Origin of the sequence: Paramesorhizobium deserti, assembly GCF_001558695.1 — a bacterium.
GTDB lineage: Bacteria > Pseudomonadota > Alphaproteobacteria > Rhizobiales > Rhizobiaceae > Paramesorhizobium > Paramesorhizobium deserti.
This window is the reverse complement of record NZ_LNTU01000001.1, coordinates 604770-625039: the sequence shown is the minus strand read 5'-3', so window position 1 is coordinate 625039 and position 20270 is coordinate 604770. Positions and strand designations below refer to the sequence as shown.

Sequence of the window (20270 nt, the reverse complement as noted above, 5' to 3'; positions counted from 1 at the left end):
CGCGCCTGTGGGCCAAGAACAACATGATGTGGATCGAAAGAGATCATGAAGACTGAGACAATCACCCTTCCCGGCGATGTGCCTGGTAATGCCATCGAATTGCGGGTCCTGCGTTTTGAAGGCCGCGATGCGAATGCACCGACGGCCTATCTGCAATCGGCGCTGCACGGCGGTGAGCTTCCCGGTCAGGCGGCGCTGCATTTCCTTGTTCCGCTTCTGGAGAAGGCCGAGGCAGAAGGGCGTATCACCGGCAACATCACCATCGTTCCGCAGGCCAATCCGATCGGCTCGAACCAGTGGCAGGCCTATCAACATCTTGGGCGCTTCGAGCTCTTCACCCAGACCAATTTCAACCGGGCTTTCCCGCTTCTGCCGGATTTCGATGTCTCCAGCCTGCCGCAAATCGATGCAGCGCTGCCGCTTGCCGAGAGGTTGAAGGCGGCGCTCCTGCGCCTCGCGCTCCCGCATGAGATCATTCTTGATCTGCACTGCGACGACCAGAGCGAGAACTATCTCTATATCCATCAGGATTTCCTGCCGGAGATGACCGATCTTGCCGTAGCACTCGGCTCGAAGGCGATCCTCGCCTGGGATTCCACCGCCGATGCCGCATTTGAGGAAGCCTGTGCCTATCCGGTGCTGCAAATGCCGGTCGACACCCGTGACATGAAGCGCCGCGCCGTCACCACGGTCGAGTTTCGCGGCCTTGCCGATGTCGATTTCGCAACCGGCCGGTCGGATGCACAGGGGCTCTATCGTTTCCTCGTGCACCGTGGCGTGGTGAAGGATGACGGCGAAACGCTTGCCGTCGCCTTTGACGGCCCGGTGACGCCGCTCGCCAATGTCGAGATGGTGCGCGCGCCACAAGGCGGCATGGTTCTCTACCATGTCGTTCCCGGCGACGAGGTGGGCGAGGGGGACAGGCTCGTCACCATCGTTACGCGGCCGGGCGACCCGTCGGGCGATGTCACGCTGACTGCTCCCCAGGCCGGCCGCATCCTGACGCGGCGCAGCCTGCGCTATGTCAGGCGCGGCGACGATCTGCTCAAGCTTTTGGGCAAGCGCCCTTCGGCCGTTGCCAGGCGCCCCGGCGCATTGGAGGCATGATGGCGCATATGCCGCTTCGGGCGATCAGGGCCGTTCTGTTTGACAAGGACGGCACGCTGGTCGATTTCGACCGCACATGGTTCGGCATATCGTGGGAGCTAGCAAGGCGTTCTGCCGGTGGCGACGAGGCCAAGGCCCGCGCCCTCCTGGAGGCGGGCGGCTATGACTGGGCGGCCCGGCGCTTTCGCGCCAATTCGGTGATCGCCGCCGGCACCATCGAGGATGTCGTCGATCTCTGGCATCCGGGGGCAAGCCCGGCTGCGCGGGCGGCGATCATCCGGGAGTATGATGACTATTCCATCGCCGAAGGGGCTCGCGCCGCCGTGGCCGTCGAAGGATTGCGGGAGGCGCTGGAGGCCTTGCGGGAGCAGGGCTATCTCCTTGGCATCGCCACCAATGATTCGGAAGCGGGCGCACGGGCCACGGCGGAAGCGCTGGGGTTGACGGCATTGTTTCATACCTTCATCGGCTACGACACGGTCCTGCGCCCGAAGCCGCATCCCGACCCCATCCACCATTTCGCCAAGGCGACGGGCCTGGAGGCGTGGAATATCGCCATGGTCGGCGACAATCCGCACGATATGGAGACGGCGCACGCCGCGGATGCCGGCTATGCCATCGGCGTGCTCAGCGGCAACAGCCCGCGCGAGGTGCTGGAGCCTCTGGCCGATGCGGTGTTGCCTTCGGTCGCCGATCTCCCAGTGTTCCTCGCCTCGAGCGACAAGCGGCCCGTGATCGAGAAAGCGCCGTCCTGATCTGTTGTGGACGTGTGCGGCATGTCAGTAGCCCTCATAGTTCGACAGGCTCACCATGAGGGTTGGCGGTTTTTGCCGTCGTCCCTCAAACCTTCTCGTCGCGCAGCTTGCGCCGCAGGATCTTGCCGACATTGGTCTTCGGCAGTTCGTCACGGAACTCGACCTCGCGCGGACGCTTGTAGTTGGTGAGCCTTTCCGCGCAGAAGGCCTTGACCTCGTCCTCGGTCAGATCAGGGTCGCGGCGCACGACGAACAGCTTCACCACCTCGCCGGAATGCTCGTTCGGCACGCCGATAGCCGCCGCTTCGACGATGCCGGGATGTTCCGCCGCCACTTCCTCGATCTCATTGGGATAGACGTTGAAGCCGGAAACGAGGATCATGTCCTTCTTGCGGTCGACGATCTTGGTGAGCCCGCGCTCGTTCATGAAGCCCATGTCGCCCGAGCGGAAGAAGCCGTCGCTGTAGAAGGCCCATTTCGTCTCGTCCGGCCGGTTCCAATAGCCGCGCATCACCTGTGGCCCGCGGATGCAGATTTCGCCCACTTCCCCGAGCGGAAGGTCACGGCCCTCTTCATCGCGGATGGCTATGTCGGTCGAGGGGAGCGGCAGGCCGATCGTCCCGGTATATTCGGTTGCGTCGAGGCCGTTGGCTGTCGCTACCGGCGATGTCTCGGAAAGCCCGTACCCCTCGGTGATGTGGCAGCCGGTGATCGCGCGCCAGCGATCGGCGACGGGACGCTGCACGGCCATGCCGCCGCCGAGCGTCAGGATCATCGGCTTGAAATCGAGCTTGCGGAAATCCTCATTGTTCAAAAGCGCGTTGAACAGCGTATTGAGACCGGGCAGGATGTGGACCGGATATTTCTGCAATTCCTTCACGAAGGCCGGAATATCGCGCGGATTGGGGATCAGAACGTTGCGCGCACCCTGCTGGATGCCGATCATCGCGTTCACGGTCAGCGCGAAGATGTGATAGAGGGGCAGGGCGCAGATGAAGTTGACTTCCTTCGGCTTGCCCTTGATCCGGTAGGCGACGTCGACCCACAGCCGCATCTGCTCGACATTGGCGAGAATATTGCTGTGAAGCAGGGTCGCGCCTTTCGACACGCCGGTCGTGCCGCCGGTATATTGCAGGAAGGCGACATCGGAGGGCGCCACCTCTACCGGCGAAAAGCCCTTTGCCGCGCCCTCGGCGAGCGCCGTCTTGAATGGCACATGGTCCGGCAGGCTCCAGGCCGGAACCATTTTCTTGACCTTGCGCACGACGAAATTGACCAGATGGCCCTTGATGCCCAGCATGTCGCCCATGGAAGCGACAATGACATGCTTGACCTGCGTTTGTGGCAACACCTTTTCCAGCGTCGTGGCGAAATTTTCGAGGATGATGATGGCCTTGGCGCCGGCATCGTTCAACTGATGCTCGAGCTCGCGCGGCGTGTAGAGCGGATTGACGTTCACCACGACGAGCCCCGCCCGCAGGATCGCGGCGATGGCGACGGGATATTGCAGAACATTCGGCATCATCACCGCCACGCGGTCACCCTTGACGAGCCCGCGCGCCTGCAGGAAGCCGGCCAGCACCGCCGAATGCTTCTCCAGCTCCGCATAAGTCAGTGACTTGCCCATGCTGGTGAAGGACGGCCGGTCCGCATATTTATGGCAGGACGAGACGATCAGGTCGCCGATGGATGAATAGGGCGGCGTCTCGATCTCGGCAGGCACCTCCTTGGCGTAGGATTTAAGCCAGATGCGCTCCGGTGTGGCTTTGGAAGGCTTTGCTGCAGCGGTTTTCGCTGCCGGCGCCTTTGTCGCGGCCTTCTTGGCCGTGGCCTTGGCTGCGGGCGCCTTCGCCGCGGCCGGTTTTGCGGCGCTCGCCTTGGCCGTTGCCTTGGCGGCTCTCGTCGCGGGCTTTTCCGCTTGCGTCTCTTTCTTAGCCAATTCTGCCTCCCTATCTCGTTCCGCTGCACCGTTCGGGCGCGGCCGCCCCGTCAGCCTGGCCTCAAGGCCGGATAAATGCCACCGGCCTTGCTCCTCCATCTTTATCTATGGCGAGTTCGCGTGCTCACGCAAGAGTTTTACATTGACGTAAGCGTAAAAATTCCTGCCGCGATATCGGACGAAAGGAGAGGGCAGGGATATTCCGAATTCATTCCGCATCTGTCGGCTCTGTCGCCGCCAATGTCTGGCCGTAACCCTCATGGGTGAGGAGAAACGCTTCTTCCTCCGGCGTGCTGGCGCGATTCAGGATGCCGTTGCGATGCGGAAAACGGCCGAACCGGGTGATGATGTCCCGATGCTCGACAGCATATTTGATTCCTTCTTCCTCGCCGGCGGCCGTGAACAGCTCGACCGAGCGCTCCTGGTCGCGCAAATCCTCGCTGTGCTCGAACGGCAGGTAGAGGAAGGCGCGCCGCTCGCTCGGTAGCTGATGGTGAAGGCCCTTGTCGACCGCGTACCGTGCGATGGCGAGTGCCAGCGGATCGGTGGCGAAGGCACGGGCGGTTCCCCGGAAGATGTTGCGTGGAAACTGGTCGAGGGCGATGATGGCGGCGAGCGCCGTATCTGCATCTCCTGAAAGAGCGGCTGGATCTTCGGCGGCTTGCCGGGCGATCGTTTCGTGAAGATCGAAAAAACGCGTACGGATCGTATGATCGAGTTCAGGCGTGCTTTCGAACCATTGTTTGGGGCCGAGCTCGCCGAACCAGAAGTTCAAGATGTCAGCTTTCCAGCTTTGCCCGGGCTTTGCGTCCATGGTTTGTCACCTCTTTCGTTTTTGCGTGCATGCCGGCGGAGAGTAGCGCATCGGGGCTCGTTCCACACGCGGCTATGCTGATATCGGCATTCCGTCTGAACGATGCAATCAGCGCCCGTGTCGATTTGGTGCCGACATCGACGAGATCGAAGGCCTTGTCCGTCCTTACCCATTCGTTGAGCAATCCGGACATAGAGGCGATCAGCGCCCGTGCGGCGTCTTCCGGCGTCCAGTCCGGCGACAGCATCTTGCGGCGTTTGCAGGTCTGCAGCAGCCGGACGAAAAGCTGGTGCACCCGCGTGTTGACCTCTCTGAGGCGGTCGAGCACTTCGCTCAGTTCGCCGACATATTCGCAGCGCTGGTGGATGATGGTGAAGACGCGCTGCTGGCGCTCGTCCTCGACGAACGTCTGCAGGCAGGATATGCCCGCTTCCAGGAGAAGGTCGAGCGGATCGACCTGTTCTCCGCTCTGCGCCTGTTCGATCAGGTCTTCCTGAGGGAATCGGATGCGGTCCACGATCGATTTGTAAATATCGGCCTTATCCTTGAAGTGAAAGTAGATCGCCCCTCGCGTCACACCGGCGCATTCAGCGATCTGCATCAATGTCGACTGGTTGACGCCGTTCTCCAGAAAGATGCGCTCCGCCGCTTCGAGAATAGCCTCCCGGGTTTCCTCGGCTTCCGCCTTCGTTCTACGCATTCATCCTCCCCGCTTCCTCCCGAATGCCTTTTCGGCATTTTGTATTATTGGTCATAAGGGTCTCTTTATTCTTGTCCTAAAGCAAGCCCGGGAAAATCGGCGACTGGTTTTTCCGGAAAGCAGCGACTGTTTTCCGTCGAGCTCCATGCGGATGGGAACCGCACCGGCCGGTCGCCTCCCTGACAACGACGTCATGCCGCCGTAACTCAAACGTGATCGGATCGGCAGCGCAAAGCCATAATATCAACTTTTGGGCTATTTACAAACATTCATGTATGTTTCTATTTAGCCGAATATCCGGAAAAAGGGCCTGGCTCACAATGAATTTGCGTAATTTTCCTCTGGCGGGACTGGCCGCCAGCATCGGTTTTGTCATTCTTGCGGTTGGTTCCGCGGCTGCTCAGGCGCCCGGCGGCCAGATGCCGCCGCCTCAGGTGACGGCTCTCGAGATCAAGCCGCATGAGGTGGGATTGACCTATGATTATGCCGCGCGCGTCTCTGCCTTTCGCGAGGTGCAGGTGCGTGCGCGGGTAGGCGGCATCCTGCTGCGCCGCAATTTCACCGAAGGGGCCGAGGTCAAGGCCGGCGATCTCCTGTTCGAGATCGATCCTGCCCCTTATGAGGCGGAGCTGGCACGCGCCAACGCGCAATTGGCCCAGGCCGAGGCGCAATACCGCCAGTCGATCCGCGATGCCGAGCGCGCCGAGCAGCTCGTCCAGCAGAAGGTGCAGAGCGCGGCCACCCGCGACAACGCGCTTGCAACGCGCGACCTCAATGCAGCCGCCGTCGCCGCCGCCAAGGCGCAGGTGCGCACCGCCGAGCTCAATCTCGGCTATACCAGTGTGACGGCGCCCATCAGCGGCATCACCAGCCGCGAGCAGGTGCCGGAAGGCAGCCTCATCGGCACCGATGCGTCTTCCAGCCTGCTGACCTCGATCACCCAGCTCGACCCCGTCTATATCAACTTCTCCTTCACCGATTCGGAAGCGGCCGAGATCCGCCGGCTCCTCGATGCACAGAAGGCGAAAGGCGAGGATCCTAACAAGCTCAAGGTGAGGATCACCTTCGGCGACGGCCAGGTTTACGACCACGAGGGCGTCATCGACTTCACCTCGTCGAGCCTCGACGCGGAGACCGGTACGCTCGGCGCGCGCGCCGTGGTCGACAATCCCGACCGCCGGCTGATCCCCGGCCAGTTCGTCCGCGCGACCATCGTCGGCGTGACCATCGATAACGCCATCGTGGTGCCCGAGGCCGCCCTCATGCAGGGGCCGAAGGGCCAGTTCGTCTATGTGATCGATGCTGACGGCAACGCACAGGTCCGGCCGCTGACGGTGAGCCGTGAAGTCGACGGTGGCTGGCTCGTCGCTTCCGGACTCAACGCCGGCGACCGTATCGTGACCGAGGGTGTCATAAAGGTGCGGCCCGGCTCCCCGGTCAACGCCGGAACCGCGGCAGCAGCGGCTGACAAGGTTTCCAATCAGGCTTCGGTGACGCAATGAACCGCTTTTTCATCGACCGGCCGGTCTTCGCGGCGGTCATCTCCATCATCATCGTCCTTGCCGGCATCGTGACGATGCGGATTTTGCCGATCGCGCAATATCCCGAGCTCACGCCGCCGCAAGTCGTCGTCACCGCCACCTATCCCGGTGCCAGCGCGGAAACCGTCGCGCAGACGGTTGCAGCACCTCTCGAGCAGCAGATCAACGGCGTCGAGGACATGCTTTATATGCAGTCCACGAATTCCAGCGATGGCCAAATGCAGTTGACCATCACCTTCGCGCTCGGCACCGATGCCGACCAGGCGACGATCAACGTGAACAACCGCGTGCAGCGCGCGACCTCCACTCTGCCGCAGGAAGTCACGCGTCTCGGCGTCACCGTCAACAAGCGCTCGTCCTCCATCCTCGGCCTCGTGGCGATGTTTGCCGAGGGCAACACCTATGACCGCACCTATATCGGCAACTATGCGCTTCTCAACGTCATCGATGATCTGAAGCGCATTCCCGGCGTCGGCGATGTCCAGCTTCTCGGCAATATCGATTATTCCATGCGCATCTGGCTGCGTCCGGACAAGCTCGCGCAATATAATCTGACACCGAGCGATGTTTCCGCCGCTATTCGGGAGCAGAACGCGCAATTCGCCGCCGGCCGCTTCAGCGATCAGCCGGATCCGCAATCCTCCGCTTTCACCTATTCGGCGACGACGCAAGGCCGCCTGCCGGACGCGCAGGCTTTCGAGAACATCATCCTGCGCTCCGACAGGAATGCCGCGACGCTGCGCCTGAAGGACGTGGCGCGCGTCGAGCTCGGCACCAGGAGCTATCTGGTGGACAGCAATCTGAACGGCACGCCCGCCGTGCCGATCGCGCTCTATCTCCAGCCGGGTGCCAACGCGCTCAACACGATGGATCTGGTCAGGGCGCGGATGGATGAGCTGAAGGCGAATTTCCCTGAAGGAATCAACTATTCCGTACCCTACGACACCACCAAATTCATCCAGGTTTCGGTGGAGGAGGTCATCCACACCTTCATCGAAGCCATCATCCTCGTCGTCGCGGTCGTCTTCATCTTCCTGCAGAACTGGCGCGCGACGCTCATCCCGATCATTGCCGTTCCGATCTCGATCATCGGCACCTTCGCGGGCATGTATGTGCTCGGTTTCTCGATCAACCTGCTGACCCTGTTCGGCCTGGTGCTCGCCATCGGTATCGTCGTGGACGATGCAATCGTGGTGCTGGAGAATGTCGAGCGCATCATGTCGACCGAGAAGCTGCCGCCCAAGGAAGCCGCCATCAAGGCGATGGGCGAGGTGACGGGCCCGGTCATCGCCATCGTTCTCGTGCTCTGCGCCGTGTTCGTGCCGGTTTCCTTCATGGGCGGGCTCGTCGGCGAGATGTACAAGCAGTTCGCCGTCACCATCGCCATGTCGGTGACGATCTCCGGCATCGTGGCGCTGTCGCTCACGCCGGCGCTCTGTGCATTGCTGCTCAAGCCCGGCCATCACGAGCCGATGCTGCCGTTCCGCATCTTCAACCGCTTCTTCGAACGGCTCACCAGCGGCTACACGGCCGGCGTGCGCTTCTTCGTCAAGCGCGTGGCGATCGGTCTTCTGATCTTCGCCGGCATCGGCGGTGCCACCGCCTATATGTTCTATACGGTGCCCGGTTCGCTGCTTCCTGACGAGGATCAGGGCGTTCTCTTCAGCGTGGCGATGTTGCCGCCCGCGGCCTCCCTGGCGCGCACCGAGGCGGTGGTCGACCAGGCGAGCGAGAACATGCGCAAGAACCCCGCCGTCGCGAATGTTTTCGCGGTATCCGGCTTCGACCTGCTCTCCGGCGGCCTGAAGACCAATGCCGGCACCATGTTCGTGACGCTGAAGGACTGGAGCGAGCGCAAGACGCCCGAGATGGACGCCCGCAATCTCGCCGGCCAGCTGATCGGCATGAATGCCGGCATCAAGGATGGCATGGTGCTCGCCTTCAATCCGCCGCCTATCCTCGGCCTCTCCACCACGGGCGGTTTCGAGCTCTATGTCCAGGACCGTACCGGGGGCGGCGTGGCGGCGCTGACCGCTGCCACGCAGCAACTGGTCGAGGCGGCCTCCAAGCGGCCGGAACTGGCGGGCGTGCGCACCAGCTTCGATCCTAATATCCCGCAATACAGGCTCGACCTCGACCGGGAAAAGGCGAAGGCCCTGGGCGTGCCGATCAATTCGGTGTTCGAGGCGATGCAGGCCACTTTCGGCAGCCTCTACGTCAACGACTTCACCCTCTATGGTCGCAATTATCAGGTTAACCTGCAGTCGGAGGCGGACTTCCGCCGCACCCCGTCCGATCTCAAGCATGTCTTCGTGCGCGCCGATTCCGGCAGCATGATTCCCCTGAGCGCGCTCGTCACCGTTCAGCGTGTCGTCGGCCCCGATCAGCTCGAGCGCTTCAATGCCTTCGCCGCCGCCAAGGTGACCGGTAATCCCGCGCCTGGCTATACGTCGGGTGACGCCATCCGCGTCATGCAGGAAGTGGCCAGAGAGGTGCTGCCCTCTGGCTATCAGATCGCCTGGACGGGTTCTGCCTATCAGGAGCTCGCGACGAGCGGCACCGGATCACAGGCGATGATCTTCGGCCTGATCATGGTGTTCCTCATCCTTGCCGCGCAATATGAGCGCTGGAGCCTGCCGCTTGCCGTCATCACGGCGGTTCCCTTCGCCATGTTCGGGGCGCTGGTGGCGATCTTGTTGCGCGGGCTGACCAACGATGTCTACTTCCAGATCGGCCTCGTCACGCTGATCGGCCTTGCGGCGAAGAACGCGATCCTGATCGTCGAATTCGCCGTCCTGCAGCGCGAAGAAGGTAAATCAGCGGTAGATGCGGCGATTGAAGCGGCGCGCCTGCGGTTCCGCCCGATCGTCATGACTTCGCTCGCCTTCATCCTGGGCGTGGTGCCGCTGGCGATCAGCACCGGCGCTGGCTCGGCCAGCCGTCACTCGATCGGCACCGGCGTCATCGGCGGCATGCTGGCGGCGACCTTCATCGCCACCTTCTTCATCCCGATGTTCTACCGGCTGATTGCCTGGAAAGACCCGAAAAAACAGCAAGGCGGCTCGCCGGAAGAGGCGGGACCGGTTCCGGCAGAGTAAAGCTAAACGCCCCCGTCTGAAGAAGGCGGGGGCGTTTTCTCATTGGTAAGCTCCAGTCTGCGAATAGCCGCTGGCAATGATCTTTTATTGATTTACATTGATCACAGAAGTCGTGGCGCAAAGAATAGGAGCATTCCTTGGCTGAGCATCATGTCGTGGTTATCGGCGCGGGGTTCGGGGGCCTCGAAACCGTTCGTGGTCTGGCCGGGGCTCCGGTTCGCATCACGATCATCGACCAGCGCAATCATCACCTGTTCCAGCCGCTCCTCTATCAGGTCGCAACCGCGATCCTGGCGACTTCGGAGATCGCCTGGCCCGTCCGCTATCTCTTTCGCGACCGGCCGGAGGTGAAGACGCTTCTGGCCACCGTAAAGGGAGTGGACAAGGAGAAGCGTGAAGTCCTGCTCAGCGACGGTCAGAGCGTGCCCTACGACACGCTGGTGCTCGCCACGGGCGCCCGGCATGCCTATTTCGGTCATGACGAATGGGAGCGCTATGCGCCGGGCCTGAAAACGCTGGAGGATGCCACCACCATCCGCCGCCGCATGCTGACGGCGTTTGAGCTGGCCGAACGTGAAACGGACGAGGCGCGGCGGCAGGCGCTCATGACATTCGTCATCATCGGCGGTGGCCCGACGGGCGTGGAGCTTGCCGGCGCTATTGCCGAGCTCGCCCATGTGACGCTGGCCAAGGATTTCCGCAGCATCGATCCGCAGCTGACGCGGGTGGTGCTGATCGAGGCGGGGCCGCGCATCCTGCCGGGTTTCACCGAAGACCTTTCCGCCTATGCCGGTAAAGCGCTTGAGCGGCTCGGCGTGGAAGTGAGAACCGGTGCGCCGGTGACGGAATGCGCCGCAGGGCATGTGGTCTTCGGTGATGAGACGCTGGCAACCGGAACCATCCTGTGGGCGGCAGGCGTGCAGGCTTCTCCCGCGGCGCAATGGCTTGAAGCGCCAGCCGACCGCGCCGGCAGGGTCAAGGTCGAGCCGGACCTGACCGTTCCCGGCCACCCCGAAATATTCGTCATCGGCGACACGGCATCCGTCTCGGCGCCGGACGGCAAGCCAGTCCCCGGCATTGCGCCCGCCGCCAAGCAGCAGGGTGGCCATGCTGCCGCGACGATAAAGGCGCGGCTCGCCGGCGGGGCTGCACCGGGACCTTTCCTCTACAAGCATTCCGGCAGTCTGGCGACGATCGGCAAGCGCGCCGCCGTCATCGATTTCGGCTGGATCAAGCTGCGCGGCTGGCTGGCCTGGTGGATATGGGGCATCGCCCATATCTTCTTCCTGATCGGCACGCGCCACCGCATCGCGGTCGCCTTGAGCTGGCTGTGGATCTACATGACCGGCCATCGCAGCGCCCGCCTGATCACGCAGGGCAAGCCCCGGGAGGAGACCGGTTCGCCGGCCGAGTAGTCAGAACAGGCGGATTTTGCGCGAGGTGAAGGCCTCGGCATAATGTTCCTCCGCCCGGCACTCCATGCCGCGCAGACGGGCAAGCCCGCGAAAGGTTTCCGGGTCGAACCAGTCCTTCGAGCGCTGCGTGCCGAAATGCTTCATCAGCAGTTCGATCTTCCGGTCGATGATTTCTTTGGAAAGGCCGATATAGCCGTTCGGTTGGCCGAGATCGCCATCCCATTTCGGGATCTCGTATTCGAGGATCAGTTCGTCGCGGAATACGTTCCACGTCAGCTGGTTGACTTCCCGGTGATCCTGATGCCGGTCGTAGGAACTATGGGTGAAAACGATATCCGGCTGCGATGCGCGCTGGCGTAGGTCGATCAGCCATTCTTTTAAAAGGCGGCTTTGCGACGGAAAGAAACTGTCGTCGAAATCGGCGATCTCGATATTGTGCGACTTGGCCCCGGCGAGGAAATCCGCCGCCGAGGACCGTGCTTCTGTAGCGCGTGGACCGGCGGCGCTCATCACACACCAGTCCACATGCACATCGATGCCCGAGGCGATCATGGAGAGGATCGTGCCGCCGAGGCCGATCTCGATATCGTCGGAATGGGCGCCGAGGCAAAGAACGTAAAGCGGCTTTCCGCGCTCCGTCAGATCGAGACATTTCATCATGGAAGGGCGACCATGACTTTCTTCTTCGCCCGCTCCGTCCGCATCTTGGCGTTCCAGGGCATGTCGCCTTTTTCGACCATGTCCTCCAGCGTCTGCCAGTCGCGCAGCGTATCCATGGAGCGCCAGAAGCCTTCGTGCTTGTAGGCCATGAGCTGGTTTGCCTCGATCAGCCGCCGGAACGGCTCCAGCACCAGTTCCTCGCCTTCACGCATGAAGTCGAATATCTCCCGCCTGAACAGGAAATAGCCGCCATTGATCCAGATGTCGGATGTGTTGGACGTCCTGAATTCGCGCACCTGGCCATCCTCGGCGATATCCGCCAGATGATAGGTCAGCGGCGGCCGCACCGCCAGGAAGCAGGCGAGCTTGCCGCTTGCCTTGAAGCGGCGGGTCATGTCGTGGAGATCGACATCGGTGAGCCCATCGCTGTAATTGGCGAGGAACATCTCGTCGTCTCCGACATGCTGCCTCGCTGCCCACAGCCGCTCGCCGATATTGCGCCAGATGCCGGTGTCGAGCAGGGTGATGCGCCAGTCTCGCTTGATCTCATCGAGAAGCTGGATGTTCCTTCCGCCTTCCGAGACCACGCAGTCGGCGAAGGTCTGCGGCCTGCTGTTGAGGAAGAAGTCCTTCACCACATTGGCCTTGTAGCCCAGGCACAGGATGAACTCGTCATGGCCGTAATCGCTGTAATATTCCATGACATGACGCAGGATGGGCTGATGGCCGAGCGGGATCATCGGCTTCGGGATGCTTTCCGAATATTCCCGGATACGCGTACCGAGCCCGCCGCAGAACAGAACGACTTTCATTTTCTGAGCTCCGCTGGATCGATGATGGTGACATAGGGGATGGGGATGATGAACTTGGCGCCCCACTCGGCGACATGGCGCATCTGCTCGATGATCTCGTCCTTGAAATTCCATGGCAGGATGAGAATGTAATCGGGCTTCGCCTCATCGATCGCCGCGACCGGCCGGATAGGGATATGCATCCCCGGCGTGAAACGGCCGTGCTTGTAGGGATTGCGGTCGACGGTGAAGTCGAGGAAGTCGGTGCCGATACCGCAATAATTCAAAAGCGTGTTCCCCTTTCCGGGCGCGCCATAGCCGCAGATGCGCTTGCCCTCGTTCTTCGCCGTGATCAGAAAGAACAGGAGATCGCGCTTCGCTCGCCGTGCCTTCTCGGCGAAGGCGGCATAGGTGGTCACGTCCGTGAGCCCGTGGCGCTCCTCCCGTTCGAGCAGTTCGGTGACGCGCGGCGCTGGTTTCTGCGCACTCGCCTCATGAGCGAGATAGACGCGCAGCGATCCGCCATGGGTCGGCAGTTCCTCGACATCGACAATCTTCAGCCGGTGGCGCCATGCCATGTTGCGGATGGTGGTGAGCGAGAAATAGGAGAAATGCTCGTGATAGATCGTGTCGAACTGGTTCTGTTCGATCAGCCTTTCGATATGCGGAAATTCGAGCGTGATCGTCCCCTCCGGCTTGAGCAGGATTTTCATGCCGCCGACGAAATCGTTGAGATCGGGAACCTGGGCTAGCACATTGTTGCCGATGATGAGATCGGCCCGCAGGCCTTCCTCCACCAGCTTTTGCGCCAATGCTACGCCGAAGAATTCCACCAGTGTTGGTATCCCCTTGGCCTTTGCGGCCTCCGCCACATTGGCGGCGGGCTCGATCCCGAGCATCGGAATACCAAGCGGCTCGAAATGCTGGAGAAGGTAACCGTCATTGCTCGCCAGCTCGACAACGAAGCTCCTTTCGTCAAGACCGAGACGTTCGGTGATTGCCTCGCAATAGGCCTTGGCATGCGCCACCCAGCTGGTGGAAAAGGAAGAGAAATAGCAATATTCGGTGAATATCTCCTCCGGCCCCACATATTCCTTCAACTGCACCAGGAAACAGGATTCGCAGACGAGCACATCCAGCGGGAAGAACGGCTCCATCCGATCGAGCTGGTCGGCGGTCAGGATGCTCTCGCATGGCGGCGACATGCCGAGATCGACAAATTTGTGCCGCAGCAGCCGGCCGCAAAGGCGGCATCCGCTTTGCACTGCTTGAGGTTTGGTTTCCCGCAGGAGCTCCGGCGTCTGTATATTCATGCTTTCTCCCCCTGGACTGGAAAATCCGGCTTGGCTGGTCGTGTCCGGAGGTTACAAAAGCGGGGCTGGCGTGCCGATACTGCAATCAGATCGAAGCAATCATCCCATCGGCTGCCGGATAAGGTGGTTCTGACGACGAAAGATCAGCCGAAATATAGTCCGGGGTATGAGGCTCCCTCCTTTGGAGGAGGAGACGGGTGGCTACACTCTCCCCATGCCTGATACCATATCTAAAAAGGGGCTCTTTCCGCGCTCGATGTTAGGGCGAAGAGTCGAGCGGACAAATGAACCGTCGGGAGCCGTTCATGCAGTTCACACCGCTGAAAATCGAAGGAGCCTGGGCGATCGCCCCGGTCAGGATCGAGGACGAACGCGGCTGGTTTGAGCGGCTGTTCTGCGAGGAGGAATTCGCCGAGCACGGGCTGGAAACCCGTTTCGTGCAGCACAGTGCGTCCTTCTCCCGTGTGAAGGGAACGCTCCGCGGCATGCATTATCAGAAGGAGCCACATTCCGAGACCAAGCTCGTATCCTGCGTCCAGGGGCGCATCTGGGACGTCATCATCGATCTGCGCCCGGATTCCCCCTCCTATCTCGACTGGATGAGCCTGGAGCTTTCGGCGGATGAGGGGACGCAGTTTTATATTCCGCAAGGCTGCGCCCATGGCTTCCAGACGCTGACGGACGATGTGACCGTCCATTATCTCATTTCGGCGTTCCATGCGCCTGATGCTGGCGGCGGCATCCGTTTCGACGACCCCACGATCGGTATCGACTGGCCGAACCCGCCCACGGTGATCTCGCCGAAGGATCTCTCCTGGCCCTTTCTATCGCGAGAAAGGCAGCTCTTCGAGACCGCCGGTTTCCCGGAATTCTAGGCCCCGTCAGCTTCCCGCAGCAGGCCATGCGTCCGTAGAAGGTCCGCTGCCCGCGCGATATCGGCAAAGCGCAGGCCGGAGCGCTCCCCCATGGCCAGCAGCGAATGCTGCCCATCCGCCAGATTGAGCACCCAGAGCATTGCCATCGCCGCCTGTGCGCCGGCCTTGTCGCCGCCGAGCGCCGAATAGAGGCCGCGGCGTCCGAGCTGTGGCTCACCCTTGGGATTGGTGCTGACCGGCGTCCAGTCGCTCTCCACGATGTCGATAACGTCCCTGATGATGTGGTAGGAGGCGGCGAGATGTTCCGGCCGGATGAAATCGAGATTGTCGGCCGAGGTATGATACTCGGGAAAAGTGCCGAAGGCGCTGCGCTGGAACAGCCCGACAGGGAGATTGAAGCCCGGCGAGCAGAATTGCCGCTCGTCATAGCCATAGGGCGAGAAATCGATGATCGTAGCGCCCCCGCCGAAATGCTTCAGCACATGCGCCATCGCCCGGTCGATGAAGGCATTGCCTTGCCGGCTGCGCTTGTAGGTCGGGCCTCCGCCGTCGCCGACGCAGGAGACGACAAGACCGTGCTTGATCTCCGCCACCTGGGCCTGGTTGCGCGAAAGCCAGGCGAGGGAACCGACCGTGCCGGGCGCAAAGAGAAAGCGATAGCTGCAGCGTGTCGCCCGTCGGCCGAGATCGCGTGCAAGCAGCGTCAGTAGCGCCAGTCCCGAGCAATTGTCGTTGGCGAGCGACGGATGGCAGATATGCGCCGAAAGCAGGAATGTCTCGTCGCTTGCGCCCCTATGCAGATATTCGCCATAAGTGAGCGAGCCGTCCCGATGCTCGGCATCGATCACTACCTCATATTCCCCGTCCTCCATCGCCAGGAGGGTGTTATGAGCCATGCAGAAGCCCCAGTCAGGGGCATAGTAGGAGGTGCGGTAGGGTATGAGGTCAGGCTGTTCGGGGATTGTATGGATATGCGTCTTGAGCTCCGCCAAGGCCATCCTCGCGCGGATGGGTTGGCTGTAATTCAGCACATGCAGATTGTGCTTCCTGAAATCGACGATCCGACGTCCCCACGCGTCCGCTATATAGGCATCGCGGATGATCCATTCCTGCGGCGCCGTCCAGTCGAAGAGCTGTGTCCCGGTCGCCACCTCATGGCGCTCCAGTGCGATATGCTCCGCCAGGATGGCGAGTGTTTCGCGCACGCCATCCCCGGTGATGCTGCGGCAGACCGGATAGAGGCGGCGCGCCAGGGCATAGATCTCTTGGCCGATTCCGATATCGGCGTTCTCGAAAGCCTCCCTATGCGCCTGTTCGTTCATCACGAAGCCATTGCGGCGCGATCCGATGCTTCTTCCGGTGCGATATGGCGCAAATCGCTGTCGAGAACGCCGGAAGCGATCAGATGCTTGATATGGGCGATGCGCTGGAAGCGCGGCCCTTCGAATTCCTCCAGCGACAGTCCGGATCGCCTGTAGGCGGTGAAGAGCTGCCGCGCGCCGGAAACCGCATCCCGCTGCGGCCTGGCGTCGGGAAGGACACGGGCGAGCTTTTCGAAGCTCACGCGATAGGAGCGCGCATCGGGGCCGGCATCGGATGCATATTCCAGCTTGCAGCCGGGTACGACATCGGCGACGGTCCTGGCAATGTCGCGGATGCGGTAATTATGCTCGGTGAGGCCGACATTGAAGGCCTCGTTCCAGACCGCTTCCTTCGGCGCCGCAAGCCCGGCGATGAAGGCGCGCGAGATATCCTCGATATGCACGATCGGACGCCAGGGCGTGCCGTCGGATTTGAGATAGATCAGCCCCTTCGTCACTGCCCAGGCGACCAGATTGTTGAGCACGATATCGAAGCGCAGGCGCGGCGAAAGACCATAGGCCGTCGCTGGACGGAAATAGACCGGGCAGAAAGAGTCGTCGGCGAGTTCCGCGATGTCCTGCTCCGCGCGCACCTTGGACCGGCCATAGGCCGTGACCGGGTTGAGCTCGCCCGTCTCGTCGATCAGCTCGTCGTCGGAAAGGCCGTAATTGCTGCAGGAGGAGGCGAAGAGGAAGCGCCCAACGCCCGCCGTCTTTGCCGCCTTGGCGACGCGCACGCTCGCCCGATGATTGATCTCATAGGTCATCTCGGCGTTGAGATTGCCGAGTGGATCGTTCGACAGGGCTGCCAGATGAATGACCGCATCGAAGCCTTCGATATCCCCAGGCGTAACGTCGCGTACGTCTTTGCGGATCGATGCAACATCGGCGATGGCGCCCCCTTCGGCAAAGGTGCAGCGCTCATAGAGATTGGTGTCATAGCCGGTGACCTCATGCCCCGCCTTGATCAGCATCGGCACCATGACCGAACCGATATAACCCTGATGACCGGTGACCAGAACTTTCATCGCTTCCCCCTGGGCGTTGTCATTGCTCCGGCGAACGCTACAGCCTCGCACTTCTACCGGCGAGGTGGCTTATGGAAGGAGGAGGACGGGTTGAAATAGGCGCTGCCTACGCCTTTCGACGGATGCTGGAGGGGCATGTTTTGATGGAGACGCCAGGCCCCCCTCTGGCCTGCCAACTTCCATTTCCATATGAACCGCTACTGGCCTTCGCGAAGAACCAATACCCAGTCGGTGTCGCCCGATGCATTGCGGGGGTGTGGCGGAATGAAACGGCTTTCCCCGTTGACGGGTTGGGCATGTGCGGTGGTGAATTGCCCGCTTGTCGGGTCATACCAGCGTGCGCCGACGCTGCCTGAGCCGAAACGCGCCATGTTGATGGTGAAGCCGTCGGGTCGGTCGCCATAGATGAGCGCAAAGGACCGGTCGCTCGCGATTGCCGCCATAATGTCCGGATTGCTCCTGTCCGGCTCGAGCTTCCACCAGTCCAACCCCTCGAGGAGGTTTCGCATCCAGGTCATGCTCCGCGCGCCGGGGCTGTCGAGTGCTTCTTGCCATGTCATTGGATCAGGCATGATCCCGGGACCGCTGAAATGCCAGATCGGATGATTGCCGGAGATCTGTCCCGCCGCGCCGCCGAGAAGCGCGCCGTAGGCCTGCCGTCGCACGGTTTCCCCGCCGGTTCCGTGTTCGCCCTCATAGAGCGCTTCGATCATCAGGACGGGCATCGTCCTTGGGCCGGCCGTGCGCGCCAGTACCGCGTGGTACACCTCCTCATAGGTATAGACGGTGTCGAGCGTCAGCCATTCCTCTCCGGCCCAATAGTCGGCCGTCACCGTATCGCGTCTGGAATGCACGGTGTGAAGCGAATTGGGCGCAGCGCTTTCGATTCCCGAGACGACCGCCTGCACCAGCGCCTTGTCGGGTGCATCATAATCGCCGCCATGTATCCAGATGATGTTGCCGAGGCCGGAGAACCGCCGTGCTATATATTCGCCATAACGGCGCAGCTTCTCCGGCCCTGCGGCTTCAGCCTCCACATACCAGCCCTGACTACTGCCATTGGCGCCGAGATAAGCGGGCGTCAGCAGCACCAGAAGGCCCTTGTCGCGAGCGCGCCGCAGCACCCATTCCGCATGGTCGAAATAGCGGTCGTTCATATCGGCGAAGCCGCCTGCACCCTTGAACGGTCTTTCGCCATAGGCATTGGCCGGAGGGTTACTGCTGAACTGGTGCTCGACCAGACTGACGAGAAGCGTGTTGAAGCCGCGCCTTCTGCGATCCTCCAGATAGGTTTCGGCCTCCTCTCGGGTGAGTTCGGCGATCAGCGACCAGGCGGCGTCACCCTGAATGAGAAACGGCTTGTTGTCCGCATCGACCAGATAATGCTTGTCGGTGGAGACATGCAGCGGAAAAACGGCCTTGGGCCATTCTTCCTCCGCCGATGCAGAAACAAGCTGCATCAGCCCGAGAATAGCGAGGATGGCTATCCAGCCTCGTCGCATCAGCCCGCGGCCAGAGCCGACGCTCCGTCCTGGTTGAAACGGCGATAGACGATCTGCGAAGGACGTCCCACCAGGTAGCGTTCCACGCCCTGGTCGAGCGCCAGCGCGTAGACGCCGAGCGCGCCGTCCACCGCCTCGATGGTTCGCTCGATATCTTCATTCGAATGCGTATAGCTGACCACCAGCGACGGCATCAGCACGCCACGCCGGATCGTCTCCTGAAGGAAAAGCGAGCGGAAGGCCTGCGATGCTTCGCTGGCCCGATCCAGCGTCGCATAGGCAAGGCAGGAGGGGCGGCCGACGATCTTGACGAAGGATTGCAGGCCATGCCGCGCAATCACCTGCTCCAGGCCTTCCCGCAATTTGCGCCCCTGCGCATGGAGGTGTTCGATGACCGGCTCGCTCCGGTAGACCCTCATCGTGGCGATAGCCGCGGCGAGCGCATGGGTTTCCGCGCCATGGGTTGTGGAAAGCAGGAAGACGCGCGGCCGGTCCGTATGGTCGAGCCCGCCGAGCCGCATGAACTCGCGCTTGCCGGCAAGCGCCGAAACCGAGAAGCCGTTGCCCAGCGCCTTGCCGAAGCAGGAGAGATCGGGCTCGATGTCGTAGAGCGCCTGGGCGCCGCGCGTATGCCAGCGAAAGCCGGTGATCATCTCGTCCAGGATGAACAGCGCACCGTTTTCGTGGCAAAGCCGTTTTGTCTCGTGCAGGAAATCATTTTTCGGATCCTCGCCGCGCGAAGGTTCGAGAATGAGAGCGGCGATCCGCCCCGGATGCTGTTCGAACAGCGCCTGTACGCTCTCGATGTCATTGTAATGGAAAGTCAGCGTCAGCCGCCGTACCGTTTCCGGGATGCCGGCATTCATCTTGGTCGTCCCGATGAACCAGTCGTCGGTCGAAAAGAAGGGATGGTCGCCGCAGCATGCCACCATGTCGCGGCCGGTATAGGCACGCGCCAGCCGGACAGCACCCGAGGTGGCGTCGGAGCCGTCCTTGCAGAATTTCACCATTTCCGCGCTGGTGATGGTATCAAGAAAGGCCTCGGCGCATTCCACCTCGATCTCCGCCGGCCGGGTGAAATTGCAGCCGTTGCGCAAGGCTTCCTCGGCGGCCTTTATGACCGGCGGATAGGCATGGCCGAGCCCGACGGCGCGGTTGCCCATGCCGTATTCGATATATTCATTGCCGTCGGCGTCCCAGACATGCGAGCCCGCGCCGCGACGGATGAAACCCGGTGAGAGCACGGGATACTGGTCGTCGCCCTTGGCATAGGTATGAGCGCCGCCGGGTATCAGGCTATGCGCTTTCCTGCGAAGACGGTCGGAGTTCTCGAACGGTGGCGTCTGTGCGTCCATGACAAATCCCGTGATA

General features: G+C 61.7%; 15 protein-coding genes and 1 pseudogene. 6 read left to right on the top strand and 10 right to left on the bottom strand.

Annotated features, from left to right (window positions below):
• The first annotated feature begins 45 nt into the window (after positions 1-45).
• Both ATN84_RS02915 and ATN84_RS02910 read left to right on the top strand, forming a co-directional pair.
• The gene (locus ATN84_RS02915; RefSeq protein WP_068880012.1) at positions 46-1107 is read left to right on the top strand and encodes a M14 family metallopeptidase; all 1062 of its coding nucleotides are present in this window, start codon (positions 46-48) and stop codon (positions 1105-1107) included.
• On the top strand, positions 1104-1862 hold the full coding sequence (locus tag ATN84_RS02910) for an HAD family hydrolase (RefSeq protein WP_068880011.1): 759 nt from the start codon (positions 1104-1106) through the stop codon (positions 1860-1862). Before ATN84_RS02915 ends, ATN84_RS02910 begins: the two co-directional genes overlap by 4 nt.
• Before the next feature lie 85 nt (positions 1863-1947).
• Here ATN84_RS02910 and ATN84_RS02905 read toward each other — a convergent pair whose 3' ends face one another.
• From ATN84_RS02905 to ATN84_RS02895, 3 genes and pseudogenes are all read right to left on the bottom strand, one after another.
• Positions 1948-3900 carry a long-chain fatty acid--CoA ligase gene (locus ATN84_RS02905; protein WP_082766064.1) on the bottom strand — a complete coding sequence of 651 codons (1953 nt, stop codon included), beginning with the start codon at positions 3898-3900 and terminating at the stop codon, positions 1948-1950.
• Between the two features lie 109 nt (positions 3901-4009).
• A complete protein-coding gene (locus ATN84_RS02900; RefSeq protein ID WP_068880010.1) occupies positions 4010-4615 on the bottom strand; it encodes a DUF924 family protein in 606 nt (201 codons plus the stop codon).
• A 79-nt stretch (positions 4616-4694) separates the two neighbouring features.
• Positions 4695-5315 (bottom strand): annotated as a pseudogene (locus ATN84_RS02895) (TetR family transcriptional regulator); the annotation flags it as partial.
• A 320-nt stretch (positions 5316-5635) separates the two neighbouring features.
• On the opposite strand from ATN84_RS02895, the gene ATN84_RS02890 reads away from it, so the two are divergent.
• The 3 genes from ATN84_RS02890 (at position 5636) to ATN84_RS02880 (ending at position 11369) form a co-directional block, all read left to right on the top strand.
• Positions 5636-6817, top strand: coding sequence for an efflux RND transporter periplasmic adaptor subunit (locus ATN84_RS02890; protein ID WP_082766062.1), 1182 nt, complete (start codon positions 5636-5638; stop codon positions 6815-6817).
• Positions 6814-9954, top strand: a complete 3141-nt coding sequence (locus ATN84_RS02885) for an efflux RND transporter permease subunit (protein ID WP_068880008.1) — start codon at positions 6814-6816, stop codon at positions 9952-9954. The genes ATN84_RS02890 and ATN84_RS02885 overlap by 4 nt, the downstream gene beginning before the upstream one ends.
• 137 nt (positions 9955-10091) lie before the next feature.
• Positions 10092-11369 carry an NAD(P)/FAD-dependent oxidoreductase gene (locus tag ATN84_RS02880; RefSeq protein ID WP_068880007.1) on the top strand — a complete coding sequence of 426 codons (1278 nt, stop codon included), beginning with the start codon at positions 10092-10094 and terminating at the stop codon, positions 11367-11369.
• On the opposite strand, the gene ATN84_RS02875 is transcribed toward ATN84_RS02880, so the two are convergent.
• Genes ATN84_RS02875 through ATN84_RS02865 form a run of 3 tightly spaced genes read right to left on the bottom strand, consistent with a single transcriptional unit; the run spans position 11370 to position 14133 of the window.
• Positions 11370-12026 (bottom strand): PIG-L deacetylase family protein, encoded by a 657-nt coding sequence (locus tag ATN84_RS02875; protein ID WP_153020121.1) that lies wholly within the window; start codon positions 12024-12026, stop codon positions 11370-11372.
• Positions 12026-12841 (bottom strand): glucose-1-phosphate cytidylyltransferase, encoded by an 816-nt coding sequence (locus ATN84_RS02870; RefSeq protein WP_068880005.1) that lies wholly within the window; start codon positions 12839-12841, stop codon positions 12026-12028. Before ATN84_RS02870 ends, ATN84_RS02875 begins: the two co-directional genes overlap by 1 nt.
• Positions 12838-14133, bottom strand: coding sequence for a class I SAM-dependent methyltransferase (locus ATN84_RS02865; RefSeq protein WP_068880004.1), 1296 nt, complete (start codon positions 14131-14133; stop codon positions 12838-12840). The genes ATN84_RS02870 and ATN84_RS02865 overlap by 4 nt, the downstream gene beginning before the upstream one ends.
• Positions 14134-14438: 305 nt before the next feature.
• Between ATN84_RS02865 and rfbC the strand changes: the two genes are divergently transcribed.
• Positions 14439-15008, top strand: a complete 570-nt coding sequence (gene rfbC / locus ATN84_RS02860) for a dTDP-4-dehydrorhamnose 3,5-epimerase (RefSeq protein WP_068880003.1) — start codon at positions 14439-14441, stop codon at positions 15006-15008.
• Here rfbC and ATN84_RS02855 read toward each other — a convergent pair.
• From ATN84_RS02855 to ATN84_RS02840, 4 genes are all read right to left on the bottom strand, one after another.
• Complete coding sequence (locus ATN84_RS02855; RefSeq protein ID WP_068880002.1) at positions 15005-16330, bottom strand: DUF4910 domain-containing protein; 1326 nt, start codon at positions 16328-16330, stop codon at positions 15005-15007. The genes rfbC and ATN84_RS02855 overlap by 4 nt on opposite strands.
• Positions 16330-17397, bottom strand: a complete 1068-nt coding sequence (locus ATN84_RS02850) for an NAD-dependent epimerase/dehydratase family protein (protein WP_068880001.1) — start codon at positions 17395-17397, stop codon at positions 16330-16332. Before ATN84_RS02850 ends, ATN84_RS02855 begins: the two co-directional genes overlap by 1 nt.
• A 197-nt stretch (positions 17398-17594) precedes the next feature.
• On the bottom strand, positions 17595-18899 hold the full coding sequence (locus tag ATN84_RS02845; RefSeq protein WP_068880000.1) for a glycoside hydrolase family 140 protein: 1305 nt from the start codon (positions 18897-18899) through the stop codon (positions 17595-17597).
• Positions 18899-20254 (bottom strand): glutamate-1-semialdehyde 2,1-aminomutase, encoded by a 1356-nt coding sequence (locus tag ATN84_RS02840; RefSeq protein ID WP_068880843.1) that lies wholly within the window; start codon positions 20252-20254, stop codon positions 18899-18901. The genes ATN84_RS02845 and ATN84_RS02840 overlap by 1 nt, the downstream gene beginning before the upstream one ends.
• Positions 20255-20270: the final 16 nt, after the last annotated feature.